Origin of the sequence: Streptomyces sp. NPDC021115 (genome assembly GCF_044333065.1) — a bacterium.
Classification (GTDB): domain Bacteria; phylum Actinomycetota; class Actinomycetes; order Streptomycetales; family Streptomycetaceae; genus Streptomyces.
The window spans coordinates 98,685-110,524 of sequence record NZ_JBIRQF010000015.1 but is presented as its reverse complement, the minus strand read 5'-3'; the positions used below and the strand labels follow the sequence as shown (position 1 = coordinate 110,524).

The following is an 11,840-nucleotide window of genomic DNA, read 5'->3' as shown; positions in this document are numbered from 1 at the left end:
ATGGATGGCGCGACGCCTTCACTAAGTGAACATGCGTTCATGGGTCAGAACGCGGTGGGGCGCACCAGCCCCGTCTCGTAAGCGAAGACTGCGGCCTGAGTGCGGTCGCGCAGGCTCAACTTGGTCAGGATCCGGCCGACATGGGTCTTCACGGTCTGCTCGGCCACCACCAGCCGGGCGGCGATCTCCGCATTCGACAGGCCCTGCGCGATCAGGGCCAGCACCTCCGTCTCGCGCTCCGTCAGATCGCCGACACGCTCCTTGAGGGGAGCGCGCGGGACGGCGCCGGTCACCCGGGAGAACTCCGTGATGAGGCGCTTGGTGATGTTCGGGGCGAGCAGCGCGTCCCCGGCCGCCACCACCCGCACCGCATGGGCCAGTTCCTCGGCCGACGCGTCCTTCAGCAGAAAGCCGGACGCGCCGGCGCGCAGCGCCTCGTACACGTACTCGTCGAGGTCGAAGGTGGTGAGGACGAGGACCTTGACGGTGGCGCCGCCCGGTTCGGTGAGCCGACGGGTGGCCTCGATGCCGCCGAGCCCGGGCATGCGGATGTCCATCAGGACGACATCGGGGGCGAGCGCGGCGACCTGGGCGATGGCCTCCTCACCGTCCACGGCCTGGCCGACGACCTCGATGCCGGGTTCGGCGTTCAGCAACACCGTGAAGCCCTGGCGGACCATGCTCTGATCGTCGGCGATCAGAACGCGGATGCTCGTCGTCATGCGGTGTCCTCGGCGGTCTCGGTCGGCCCGGTGGAGACGGGCGGCACGGATGATGCGGGTGGTGCGGGTCGTGCGGGTCGTGCGGGTGACGCGGTGTCGCGCATGGGCAGCACGGCGGCCACCTCGTAACCGCCGCCCGGCATCGGGCCGGTGGCCAGCTCACCCCGGAGCATCGCGACGCGCTCACGCATCCCGAGCAGCCCGTGCCCGGCACCCGCCGAGAGCGGGACGGGGCGGTCCGGGGCGGTGTTGACGACCCAGACGGTGAGCCCGTCCGGGTGGTACCCGATCTCCACCCGCACCTCAGCCCCCGGTGCGTGCCGCAGCACGTTGCTCAGCGCCTCCTGAACGATGCGGAACGCCGACAACTCGATGCCCGGCGGCAAGGGCCGCCGCTCGCCGGTGATCTCCACGGCCACCTCGGTCCCGGTGCTCCGCACCGTGCCCACCAGCTCCTCCAGCCGGTCGAGGGTTGGCTGCGGGGCGTGCCGTACACCATCGGCGAGGGCGTCCTCGGAGCGCAACACGCCCAGCACCCGGCGCAGTTCGGTCAGCGCCTCGACCGCGCTCCGGCGGATGCCCGCGAGATTTTCCTTCAACTCGTCGGAGGGGTTCTCCGCCAGATGCGGGGCGACCTGCGCCTGAATGGAGATCACCGACATGTGGTGCGCGACCACGTCGTGCAGCTCCCGGGCTATGCGGTTGCGCTCCTCGAGCAGGGTGCGGCGAGCCCGCTCCCCGGCGGTGATCTCCTCCTGCTCCACCAACCGTGCCCGGGCCACCCGGCGGCCGCGCAGCGCGGTGCCGACCACCACGGCGGTCACCAGGACCGAGACGACCAGGCCCGGGCCGGACCCTGGGACGGGCACCGGGCCGATGAACAGGCGGGAGACCAGGCACACCAGCAGGCTGATCACCAGCACCTCGGCCGCGATCCGGGGGCGGGTGCGCAGCGCCACCAGGAACAGCACCAGCGCCTCCACCGTCAGCCCCTCGCCGGACCAGGGGAACGTCGCCTCGGGGACGGTCCCGGACCGCGCGGACCACGCGAGCACCACCGCCACGGCCGTGATCGCCCACCAGGCCGGGACCGGCCGGAACAGCGCCATGGCGAGCGCCAGGGACTGGAGCGCGGCGAGCAGGACGCCAAGGCTCGCGCCGACCCCGTACAGCTCCGGGTACTTGTCGATGCACGCGATGAACAACACCACCGCGCCCAGCACCACCGGGAGCGCGAACGCGGGCAGCCAGTCCAGCCAGCTCGGTCCGGCTCGGCGGGGCAGCGGATCGGCCGCCGTCGTCCACAAGTCCTCGCGCAGGATGCCTGGAACGGCCCGCAGCCCTCGCGCCCCCTTCACCGCCAGCCGCCGCCCCCTCATGGACGGGATGCTATCCACGCCGCACCACTCCCGCTCCCTTCCACGCCTCCCCCAACGCCCCGCGCGGGCGCCCTTCGCGCACCACCCGGCCGTCCTTGCGCGGCCTGCCGTGCTCGTACGTACCGAACGCCGCCCGGCATATCAGCAGTGCCGCAGCGAACACCGGCAGCCAGGCCAGTCGGGCCGCCAGCCAGGCCGGGTCGTCGGGCACGGTGTGCAGGCCGGGCAGCGGGCCGGTCAGACGGAGGGTGGTCGAGGTGACCGCCATCATGGCGGTCTGGTGCCACAGGAACACGGTCATCGCGGAGGCGTTCAGCAGCGCCACCGCCGCCCAGAGCGCGGGCCGCGCCAACGCCCGTCGCAGCGGGCCGAGCAGGAGCAGCGCCGCACCGCACTGGGCCAGGCCGAAGGTGACGGCGGCCAGAGTGGGCGGGTTGAGGTTGGATATCGCGGCGCCGGGCACGCCGACCATGGCCGCCGGGTAGCCCCCGAAGAGGACGAGACCGGCCGTGATCACCCCGCCCCCGAGCAGCAGCACCCAGCCGGTCATGCGCCCCCGCAAGCCCCCGCGCGCCCAGGCCGCGCCCAGGCAGTACGGGACCAGCCAGCCCGCAGCGAGGTTGATCCAGCCGGCCCAGGCGGGCCCGCCGAAGCCGAAGCGGTACAGGTCGACATAGATGACGACGGCGAGCGGCCACAGCGGATGCAACCGCGCCACCAGCGGGGTCGCCGCCGTGAGCGCCGCGAAGACCAGCAGGAACCACAGCGGTGACAGCACCAGTTTGAGCAGGGTGTGCAGGGTCGTCAGGCCCACCCCGGAGGCCAGCATCGCCCCCGCCGCCAGGCTCCACACCGCCAGCACCGCGGCGACCGGCCGGAACAGCCGGGCCAGCCGGGCACCCAGCCACTGCCGGTACGTCACGCCCCGGGCTCGGGCGGACGCGTGGCTGCGCGCGCTCATCTGCCCACCCACCAGGAAAAAGACCGCGAGGGTCTGCAACGCCCAGGAGAGCGGGACCAGATGGGGCTGGTATTGCAGCGGGCTCGCGGCCCGCACCGTGCCGCTGTCGGCGACGAGGGCGGTCACCAGCCAGTGTCCGAACACCACGCCGAGGATGGCGAACGCGCGCAGCGCGTCCACGGCGCGGTCGCGCTCGGGCGGGGTGGCGGCGTCGACGCGCCGGATCAGCTCACGCATGCCCGTCCCCCACGATCCGGGCCAGGCTCCGCAGGCTGACGGAGCCGGGCTTGAGGTAGTCGCTGTGGCCGCCGTCACCCGCGTCGAACCTCCGGGCGCCGAACCCCTTCGAGACGGGGTCGGTGCCCAGCCCGACGGTGGTGACCAGCAGCGGAATCCGCACATGCGGGACATCGGCTATCCAGTCATGGGTGCCCCGGCCCGCCCAGACGGCGGCACGGGTGTGCAACTGGCCGACACTGTCGGCCCCGGCGCCGGGGCTCCCGTACAGGACGATGTCCGCGACCGCCGTCCCGGACGCGGCCCGGGCGCAGACCAGGGAGCCGTAGGAGTGGCAGAGCAGCGAGATCCGGGCCCGGGGCGCGGCGTCGGCCAACTCCCCGACGAAGGAGGCGAGCCGGGGCGCCGCCCGGTCGGCCCGGCCCGCCGTCAGCACCGCGGGGCTGACCGTGCCCGGCGTCTCGTACCCGAGCCAGGCGACGACGGCGCCCTGCCGCCCGAGTTGGTGCTCCAGCGCGACGGCCCCGGCGCGCAGGCGCCCGTACCTGTCGAGGCTGGTGTCCGACCCCGGCACCAGGACGGCGACCCGCGTGGCGCGCGACAGATCCCCGAAGACCTCGACGGAACGGCCCCCGTCCCGCCCGTCGAAGGAGAGGAACTGCCGCGCCGGGCCCGCCATCTCCCGCAGCGCGGCCGCCCGCCGCCGGTCCCCGTGATCGGCGGCCATCCGCTCGGCGGCCCGTATGTCCGCGCGGCGGGCCGCGTACCGCGCGTCGAGGGCGGCGGGCGTCGCGGCAATCAGCGGAGGCAGCGCCGACGGCGCGGGCGCGGGCACCCCCGCGGGCCGCGCGGCCCCCGCCACCGGCACGGCCACCGAGGCGGCGACGAGCACACCGAGCAGAGTGCGGCGCATGCGGCCGCGCACACGGGATGCCATCCCTGTCCCCTTCCATGCCGGATGTCGTACACAGGGAAGGTAGGGAGCGGGCCGGGTAGTTGGCGTCACTCCAGGGAGTGCACTGGCCGGGTAGCTCTCAGGTATTACGGGTACGACGGGGACGCCCCCTCAGGGCGCGCGGCCTCACGGCGCGCACCCGCCACGCACGGTCCCAGGCCGCGCGGCCCCACCGCGCCGCGGGGTGAAGCTGCGACGATCACCCCATGCGCGAAATCACCTTGATGTCCGATCCGAGGGTCGCGGCCGTGCCGGTCAGGGAGTGCGGGGAGCCGCTGACGGACGTACGCCGCGCACCGGAGCTGCTGGTCGACGGCCGGGCGGCGGACCCCGCCGGGGCCTACGCCTACCTGCGGCAGGGTCTGCTGGAGCGGCTGCTGGCGGCGCAGTCGGCCCTGCCGCCGGGGCTGCGGCTGCTGTTCATCGAGGGCTACCGGCCGCCGGAGCTCCAGCGGCACTACTTCGAGCGACACTCCGCCCGGCTGCGCACCGCGCACCCCACCTGGTCGGACGGGGAGATCCGGACGGCGGCGAGCCGCTACGTATCGCCGCCCGAACTCGCCCCGCACAGCGCCGGCGCCGCCGTCGACCTGACCCTCGCCGGCGCGGACGGGCGCGAGCTGGACATGGGCACCGCCTGGGACGCGACCCCGGAGGAGAGCGCCCGCGCCTGCTTCACGGAGGCGGTGAACATCCCCGCCGCGGCCCGCGCCCACCGGGACGCGCTGGGCGCGGCGCTGACCTCGGCCGGGCTGGTGAACTACCCCACCGAGTGGTGGCACTGGTCCTACGGCGACCGCTACTGGGCCCTCCACACCGGCGCCCCGGCGGCCCTGTACGGCCCGCGGGACCTCCCGGAGATCCCGGAGACGCCCTGAAGAGCAGGGTCGGAAGAGGGCTCAGGCGGTGCGCGACTGCGCGATCTGGCGGGCCATGATCGTCGTCAGTTCGTACGCCGTGTGGGAGGCCGCCACCGCGGTGATCTCCGCGTGGTCGTACGCCGGGGCGACCTCGACCACATCGGCGGAGACCAGGTGGCAGCCCGCCAGGCCGCGCAGGATCTCCAGCAGCTCGCGGGAGGTCAGGCCGCCCGCCTCGGGAGTGCCGGTGCCGGGGGCGTGGGCCGGATCCAGGACGTCGATGTCGATGGAGATGTAGAGCGGGCGGTCGCCGATGCGCTGCCGCAGCTGGTCGGTGATCTCGTCCACGCCGCGCCGCATGACATCGGCGGAGGTGACGATGCCGAAGCCCATCTTCGCGTCGTCGTCCAGGTCCTGCTTGCCGTACAGCGGGCCGCGGGTGCCGACGTGGGAGAGGGCGGCGGTGTCGAGGATGCCCTCCTCGACGGCGCGCCGGAAGGGCGTGCCGTGGGTGTACTCGGCGCCGAAGTAGGTGTCCCAGGTGTCCAGGTGGGCGTCGAAGTGCAGCAGGGCCACCGGGCCGTGCTTGCGCGCGACGGACCGCAGCAGCGGGAGGGCGATGGTGTGGTCGCCGCCGAGGGTCATGAGCCGGGAGCCGCCGTCGAGGAGGTCGTCGGCGGCGGCCTGGACCGTCTCCACCGCCTCGTTGATGTTGAACGGGTTCGCGGCGATGTCCCCGGCGTCGGCGACCTGGGCGAGCGCGAAGGGCGAGGCGTCCTGCGCCGGGTTGTAAGGGCGCAGCAGCCGGGACGCCTCGCGGATGGCGTTGCCGCCGAAGCGGGCGCCGGGACGGTAGGAGACGCCGGTGTCGAAGGGCACGCCGACCACGGCGACGTCCGCGGCGCCACCGATCTGATCGACGCGCGGCAGCCGGGCGAAGGTGGCGGGACCGGCGTAGCGCGGGACGCGGGACGAGTCGACGGGGCCGACGGGGGGTGCGGTGGGGTCACGGTCTGCTGCGGTCATGAAAGCGAGCGTAGGGAGAGCGGCCGTTCCGTCACATGTACGTTCCCCAGCACCCGGCCCGGGCGATTTGGACACCGCGGCCATTGGCGCGACGGGCCCGGCGCTGCCCCGGCCCCAGCGCCTCGCCATGGCCGCGTCACGGCCGCACGCATGGTCTCGCCATGGCCGCGTCACGTCCGCGTCACGTCCGTACAGCGAGCAATGCCGCCCATTTGCCCGGCACAGGGGCGACAATGGGCCACATGCCGATACCCAGTACCGTGCCCAGCCGTGCCGAGCTGATCGACCATCTCGTCCGTACGCGCATCGCGGGTGACGTCGCGACTCCCCGCGAGAACAACCTCTCCCACTACCGCAAGCTCGCGAACGGCGACCGCCACTACTGGCTGGGGCTGGAACTGGACGACCGCTGGGTGGACGAACAGGACGTGCTGGCCGTCATGGCGGAGCGGTGCGGGGTGGTCGACGATCCGGAGCACCGCACCGGGCAGGACACGATCGACCCGGAGCTGACGGTCGGCGCGCTGGACCGGATGGCGTCGGTGCTGCGGAAGGCGGCCGAGGGGCAGCGGCGGGTGCTGTTCGCCACCGGCCATCCGGGCGGGCTGCTGGAGGTGCACAGCGCCACGGCGTCGGCGCTGCACGCGGCGGGGTGCGAGATCGTCGAGATCCCGGGCGGACTGCACGCGGACGAGGGGTACGTCTTCCAGTTCTGCGACGTGGCCATGCTGGAGCGCGGCGCCACGCTGTGGCACACCCACTCCCCCGCCCCCATGGCGGCCATCCTGGACGGGCTGGCCCGGGAAGGGCGGCCGCTGCCGGACCTGGTGGTCGCCGACCACGGCTGGGCGGGGTGCGCGGGGCAGCGCGGCATCGACGCGGTGGGGTACGCCGACTGCAACGACCCGGCGCTGTTCCTCGGTGAGGCGGAGGGGACGCTCCAGGCGGTGGTCCCGCTGGACGACCACGTCACCAATCCGCGGTTCTACGCGCCGATGACGGCCTACTTGCTGGACGCGGCGGGGCTGACGGCCCAGTTCTGACGCCGCGCGCCCCAGGGCGACGCCCGGGGCGCGCATCGCCCCGGGGCGCGCGTCGGACAAGGACGCGCACGCCGCCCCCGGGGATCACTTCTTCGGGCGCGGGACCCGCATGACCCCTTCCTGGATCACCGAGACGGCCAGCCGCCCGTCCGCGGTGAAGATCCGGCCCTTGGCGAGGCCGCGGCCGCCGGACGAGGACGGGCTCTCCTGGTCGTACAGCAGCCAGTCGTCCACCCGGAACGGCCGGTGGAACCACATGGCGTGGTCGAGGCTGGCGCCGACGATGTCCCCGACCGCCCAGCCGCCGCGTCCGTGGGCGAGGAGCACCGAGTCCAGCAGCGTCATGTCGGACACATAGGTGGCCAGGCAGACGTGCAGCAGCGGATCGTCGGCGACGCCGTCCAGTTTGCCGTCGGTCCGGAACCAAACCTGCGACTTCGGCTGCCGGGGCTGTCCGACGCTGCCGTACGGCGGGGCGTCCACGTACCGCAGGTCGACGGCGGCCCGTGCCTGGAGCATCCGGTCGACCACTCCCGGCCCGGCGAACAGGTGCTCGTACCGGGGCAGCAGCTCCTCGGCGGTGGGCAGCGAGAGCGGATCCGGCACATCCGGCATCGGCTCCTGGTGCTCGAGCCCCTCCTCGTCCGCCTGGAAGGAGGCGGAGAGGTGGAAGATCGGCTTCCCGTGCTGGACGGCGACCACGCGGCGCGTCGTGAAGGAGAAGCCGTCGCGGATCCGGTCGACCGTGTAGACGATCGGCGCGCCGGGGTCGCCCGGCCGCAGGAAGTAGGCGTGCAGCGAGTGCGGCGGACGGTCGTCCGGGACCGTGCGGCCCGCGGCGACCAGGGCCTGGGCGGCCACCTGGCCGCCGAAGACCCGCGGCACGAGGGGTGCGGCATCGCTGGTGCCGCGGAACATGTCCTCCTCGATCCGCTCCAGGTCGAGCAGATCGAGCAGGCTCTGTAGTGCGTCATTCATGGTTCAAGCAGTCTTGCAGACCTGTGTTGCGGCGCCGTTGCCGGTGAGCGTGCGCATGGCGACCGTCACAGCCCCATCGACTTGGCGACGATGGACCGCATGACCTCGCTGGTCCCGCCGTAGATGCGGGTGACGCGGGTGTCCGTGTACAGCCGGGCGATGGGGTACTCCATCATGTAGCCGTAGCCGCCGTGCAGCTGGAGGCACTTGTCGATGACGACGGCCGCGCGCTCGGTGGTGAACAGCTTCGCCGAGGCGGCGTCGGCGGCGGTCAGCTCACCGGCGTCGTGCGCGTCGAGCGCCCGGTCGACGACCGCCTGCATCGCGTCCACCTCGGCCTTGCAGTCGGCCAGCGTGAACTTGGTGTTCTGGAAGGACGCCACGCTCTTGCCGAAGACCTCGCGGTCCCGGACGTAGGCCTTGGCGAACTCGACCGCCGCGGCGGACTGCGCATAGGCGCTCACGGCGATGCCCAGGCGCTCCTGCGGCAGGTTGTGCGCGAGGTAGCCGAATGCCTTGCCCTCCTCGCCGAGCAGGTCCTCCACCGGCACCTTGACGTCGGTGAACGAGAGCTCGGCGGTGTCGGAGGTCTTCAGCCCCAGCTTCTCCAGCTTGCGGCCGACCGCGTAGCCCTCGCTCTTGGTGTCCACCACCAGGATGGATATGCCCGCGCGGCGGTCCTCGGGGGTGGCGGGGGCGGTGCGGGCGCAGACCAGGACGCGGTCGGCGAGCACGCCGCCGGTGATGAAGGTCTTGGCGCCGTTGAGGACGTAGTGCGTGCCGTCCTCGGACAGCTTCGCGGTGGTCTTCATGCCCGCCAGGTCCGAGCCGGTGCCCGGCTCGGTCATGGCGATGGCGGTCATCATGTCGCCCGAGACGAAGGAGGGCAGCCAGCGCCGCTTCTGCTCCTCGTTGGCGTACTTGAGGATGTACGGGAGGCAGAGCGCGGTGTGGACGCCGCTGCCGCCGAAGCTGACCCCGGCGCGGGCGCACTCCTCGGTGATGATCGCGTTGAACTTGAAGCTGGTCTCGCCGGCGCCGCCGTACTCCTCGGGGACCTCGATGCCGAAGATGCCCAGCTCACCGAGCTTCTTGTAGAAGTCGCGGGGAGCCTGACCGGCCTCCCGCCACTCCTCGTAGTACGGCACGACCTCGGCGGCGATGAAGTCGCGGATGGTCTCCCGGAACGCCTCGTGATCCTCGTTGAACACCGTGCGACGCATCTCTGCGGCCTCCCTCTGGCTAAGCGCTTGCTCAGCCGAAGTTACCGCCCGGTCACTGAGCCTGTCCAGAGCCGTCCGCATCATGGGCCGCGCCGAAGGCGCCGAGGGCCAGGCGGCGCAGCAGGGCGGCGGTGGCCGCGCGGCCGGGGAGTGCGCCGGGGCGGCCCAGGTGCGGGGTGGAGTTGAGCAGCCCGAACACGGCATGGACACAGGCCCGGGCCGCGGTCTCGGCGAGCCCCGGATAGACCTGCCGCACGACCTCGACCCACAGCTCCACGTACTGCCGCTGGAGCGAGCGCACCAGCTTGCGGTCGGTGTCCCGGAGCCGGTCCAGCTCGCGGTCGTGGAGGATGATCAGCGGGCGGTCGTCCAGGGCGAAGTCGATGTGGCCCTCGATGAGCGAGTCCAGCACCGCCGCCGGGGCGTCCCCGGCGGCCGCCGCGTCCTCGGTGCGCCGCTTGCCGCCCGTCAGCAGGCGGCCGCTGATGCCGACCAGCAGCTCGGCCAGCATCGCCTCCTTCCCGGCGAAGTGACGGTAGAGCCCGGGGCCGCTGATGCCGACCGCCGCGCCTATCTCGTCGACGCCGACGCCGTGGAAGCCGCGCTCGGCGAAGAGCCGGGCCGCCTCCTTGAGGATCTGTTCGCGGCGGGTCGGTGCAGGGGCTTGCGTGCTCATGGAAGCAATTCTAGACAGCGGGGTTAGTGGTCGTTAACCTGGTGGGTATCAAGTTAACGACCACTAACCGGCGGTCGGTGAGCACACGCGAGTCGAGGGGGCCCGAAGCGATGGAGCAGGCACCGGTGCTGCGAAGCGGCGCCGACCCGGGATCCGACGCCTGGCAGGCCAATGAGGCCGCGCACCGCGAGCTGGCCGCGCGGCTGCGCGAGAAGCTGGCCGCGGCCCGGCTGGGCGGCGGCGAGAAGGCGCGGGCCCGGCACACCGCGCGCGGCAAGCTGCTGCCGCGCGACCGGGTGGACACGCTGCTGGACCCGGGCTCGCCGTTCCTGGAGCTGGCGCCGCTCGCCGCCGACGGGCTGTACGAGGGCCAGGCCCCGGCGGCGGGGGTGATCGCCGGGATCGGGCGGGTCGCGGGCCGTGAGGTGGTCGTCATCGCCAATGACGCCACGGTCAAGGGCGGCACGTACTACCCGATGACGGTGAAGAAGCACCTGCGCGCCCAGGAGGTCGCGCTGGAGAACCGGCTGCCGTGCGTCTATCTGGTCGACTCCGGCGGCGCCTTCCTCCCCATGCAGGACGAGGTCTTCCCGGACCGCGACCACTTCGGGCGGATCTTCTACAACCAGGCCCGGATGTCCGGCGCCGGGATTCCGCAGGTCGCGGCGGTGCTCGGGTCCTGTACGGCGGGTGGGGCCTATGTCCCGGCGATGAGCGACGAGGCCGTCATCGTGCGCGGCCAGGGCACGATCTTCCTGGGCGGGCCGCCGCTGGTGAAGGCGGCCACCGGCGAGGTCGTCACCGCGGAGGAGCTGGGCGGCGGCGAGGTCCACTCCCGGGTCTCGGGCGTCACCGACCACCTCGCCGAGGACGACGCCCACGCGCTGCGCATCGTCCGTACGATCGTCTCCACCCTGCCGCCCTCCCCGGCCCAGCAGGGCGCGCCGCCCTGGCCGCTGACGCCCTCCGAGGAGCCCGCCGTCGACCCCGCGGGGATGTACGGGGCGGTCCCGGTCGACTCCCGCACGCCGTACGACGTGCGCGAGGTGATCGCGCGGGTGGTGGACGGCTCGCGGTTCGCCGAGTTCAAGGCCGAGTTCGGGACGACGCTGGTCACCGGCTTCGCCCGGATCATGGGCCATCCGGTGGGCATCGTCGCCAACAACGGCATCCTGTTCTCCGAATCGGCCCAGAAGGGCGCCCACTTCATCGAGCTGTGCGATCAGCGCGGCATCCCGCTGGTCTTCCTCCAGAACATCTCGGGGTTCATGGTCGGCCGCAGCTATGAGGCGGGCGGCATCGCCAAGCACGGCGCCAAGATGGTCACCGCCGTCGCCTGCACCCGCGTCCCCAAGCTGACGGTCGTCATCGGCGGCTCGTACGGCGCGGGCAACTACTCGATGTGCGGCCGGGCGTATTCGCCGCGCTTCCTGTGGATGTGGCCCAACGCCAAGATCTCGGTGATGGGCGGCGAGCAGGCCGCCTCCGTCCTCGCGACCGTCAAGCGCGACCAGTTGGAGGCGCGCGGCGAGAAGTGGAGCACGGAGGACGAGGAGGCGTTCCGGGCGCCGGTCCGCGAGCAGTACGAGACCCAGGGCAGCGCCTACTACGCCACGGCGCGGCTGTGGGACGACGGGGTGATCGACCCGCTGGAGACCCGTACGGTGCTCGGCCTCGCCCTCACCGCGTGCGCGAGCGCCCCGCTGCCCGACCGCACGGCCAAGGAACCCGCGGCGCCCGGCTACGGCGTCTTCCGGATGTGAGGGGATGCACCCGATGA

11 protein-coding genes are annotated in these 11,840 nt (G+C 72.9%); 3 read left to right on the top strand and 8 right to left on the bottom strand.

Translation table 11 applies throughout. The features are described 5' to 3' along the window. Nucleotides 1-44: 44 nt before the first annotated feature. Genes ACH4TL_RS33845 through ACH4TL_RS33830 form a run of 4 tightly spaced genes read right to left on the bottom strand, consistent with a single transcriptional unit; the run spans nt 45 to nt 4,236 of the window. Nucleotides 45-722 carry a response regulator gene (locus ACH4TL_RS33845; protein ID WP_398323857.1) on the bottom strand — a complete coding sequence of 226 codons (678 nt, stop codon included), beginning with the start codon at nt 720-722 and terminating at the stop codon, nt 45-47. Further along, on the bottom strand, nt 719-2,101 hold the full coding sequence (locus ACH4TL_RS33840) for a sensor histidine kinase (protein WP_398323860.1): 1,383 nt from the start codon (nt 2,099-2,101) through the stop codon (nt 719-721). The genes ACH4TL_RS33845 and ACH4TL_RS33840 overlap by 4 nt, the downstream gene beginning before the upstream one ends. Nucleotides 2,102-2,111: 10 nt before the next feature. Next, nucleotides 2,112-3,299 carry an acyltransferase gene (locus ACH4TL_RS33835; RefSeq protein ID WP_398323863.1) on the bottom strand — a complete coding sequence of 396 codons (1,188 nt, stop codon included), beginning with the start codon at nt 3,297-3,299 and terminating at the stop codon, nt 2,112-2,114. Continuing rightward, nucleotides 3,292-4,236, bottom strand: a complete 945-nt coding sequence (locus tag ACH4TL_RS33830) for an alpha/beta hydrolase (protein WP_398323865.1) — start codon at nt 4,234-4,236, stop codon at nt 3,292-3,294. Before ACH4TL_RS33830 ends, ACH4TL_RS33835 begins: the two co-directional genes overlap by 8 nt. Before the next feature lie 224 nt (nt 4,237-4,460). Here ACH4TL_RS33830 and ACH4TL_RS33825 point away from each other — a divergent pair, with 224 nt between their 5' ends. Beyond that, on the top strand, nt 4,461-5,132 hold the full coding sequence (locus ACH4TL_RS33825) for a M15 family metallopeptidase (protein ID WP_398323868.1): 672 nt from the start codon (nt 4,461-4,463) through the stop codon (nt 5,130-5,132). A 21-nt stretch (nt 5,133-5,153) separates the two neighbouring features. Here the strand turns inward: ACH4TL_RS33825 and speB are convergent, their stop codons facing one another. Beyond that, nucleotides 5,154-6,140, bottom strand: a complete 987-nt coding sequence (gene speB / locus ACH4TL_RS33820) for an agmatinase (protein ID WP_398323869.1) — start codon at nt 6,138-6,140, stop codon at nt 5,154-5,156. Between the two features lie 233 nt (nt 6,141-6,373). On the opposite strand from speB, the gene ACH4TL_RS33815 reads away from it, so the two are divergent. After that, nucleotides 6,374-7,183, top strand: coding sequence for a phosphatase (locus ACH4TL_RS33815; protein WP_398323872.1), 810 nt, complete (start codon nt 6,374-6,376; stop codon nt 7,181-7,183). Nucleotides 7,184-7,267: 84 nt separating this feature from the next. On the opposite strand, the gene ACH4TL_RS33810 is transcribed toward ACH4TL_RS33815, so the two are convergent. From ACH4TL_RS33810 to ACH4TL_RS33800, 3 genes are all read right to left on the bottom strand, one after another. Then, a complete protein-coding gene (locus ACH4TL_RS33810) occupies nt 7,268-8,161 on the bottom strand; it encodes an acyl-CoA thioesterase (RefSeq protein ID WP_398323874.1) in 894 nt (297 codons plus the stop codon). A gap of 65 nt (nt 8,162-8,226) precedes the next feature. After that, entirely contained in the window at nt 8,227-9,384 is a 1,158-nt protein-coding gene (locus ACH4TL_RS33805; protein ID WP_398323876.1) for an acyl-CoA dehydrogenase family protein, read from the bottom strand. 52 nt (nt 9,385-9,436) lie between these two features. Continuing rightward, complete coding sequence (locus ACH4TL_RS33800; RefSeq protein WP_398323878.1) at nt 9,437-10,060, bottom strand: TetR/AcrR family transcriptional regulator; 624 nt, start codon at nt 10,058-10,060, stop codon at nt 9,437-9,439. Nucleotides 10,061-10,170: 110 nt separating this feature from the next. Between ACH4TL_RS33800 and ACH4TL_RS33795 the strand changes: the two genes are divergently transcribed. Further along, the gene (locus tag ACH4TL_RS33795) at nt 10,171-11,823 is read left to right on the top strand and encodes a carboxyl transferase domain-containing protein (protein WP_398323880.1); all 1,653 of its coding nucleotides are present in this window, start codon (nt 10,171-10,173) and stop codon (nt 11,821-11,823) included. Nucleotides 11,824-11,840: the final 17 nt, after the last annotated feature.

Excerpts from the sequence above, each read along its gene's own strand:
- ACH4TL_RS33845 (WP_398323857.1), bottom strand. The coding sequence starts at position 722 with ATGACGACGAGCATCCGCGTTCTGATCGCCGACGATCAGAGCATGGTC.
- ACH4TL_RS33840 (WP_398323860.1), bottom strand. The coding sequence starts at position 2,101 with ATGAGGGGGCGGCGGCTGGCGGTGAAGGGGGCGCGAGGGCTGCGGGCC.
- ACH4TL_RS33835 (WP_398323863.1), bottom strand. The coding sequence starts at position 3,299 with ATGCGTGAGCTGATCCGGCGCGTCGACGCCGCCACCCCGCCCGAGCGC.
- ACH4TL_RS33830 (WP_398323865.1), bottom strand. The coding sequence starts at position 4,236 with ATGGCATCCCGTGTGCGCGGCCGCATGCGCCGCACTCTGCTCGGTGTG.
- ACH4TL_RS33825 (WP_398323868.1), top strand. The coding sequence starts at position 4,461 with ATGCGCGAAATCACCTTGATGTCCGATCCGAGGGTCGCGGCCGTGCCG.
- speB (WP_398323869.1), bottom strand. The coding sequence starts at position 6,140 with ATGACCGCAGCAGACCGTGACCCCACCGCACCCCCCGTCGGCCCCGTC.
- ACH4TL_RS33815 (WP_398323872.1), top strand. The coding sequence starts at position 6,374 with ATGGGCCACATGCCGATACCCAGTACCGTGCCCAGCCGTGCCGAGCTG.
- ACH4TL_RS33810 (WP_398323874.1), bottom strand. The coding sequence starts at position 8,161 with ATGAATGACGCACTACAGAGCCTGCTCGATCTGCTCGACCTGGAGCGG.
- ACH4TL_RS33805 (WP_398323876.1), bottom strand. The coding sequence starts at position 9,384 with ATGCGTCGCACGGTGTTCAACGAGGATCACGAGGCGTTCCGGGAGACC.
- ACH4TL_RS33800 (WP_398323878.1), bottom strand. The coding sequence starts at position 10,060 with ATGAGCACGCAAGCCCCTGCACCGACCCGCCGCGAACAGATCCTCAAG.
- ACH4TL_RS33795 (WP_398323880.1), top strand. The coding sequence starts at position 10,171 with ATGGAGCAGGCACCGGTGCTGCGAAGCGGCGCCGACCCGGGATCCGAC.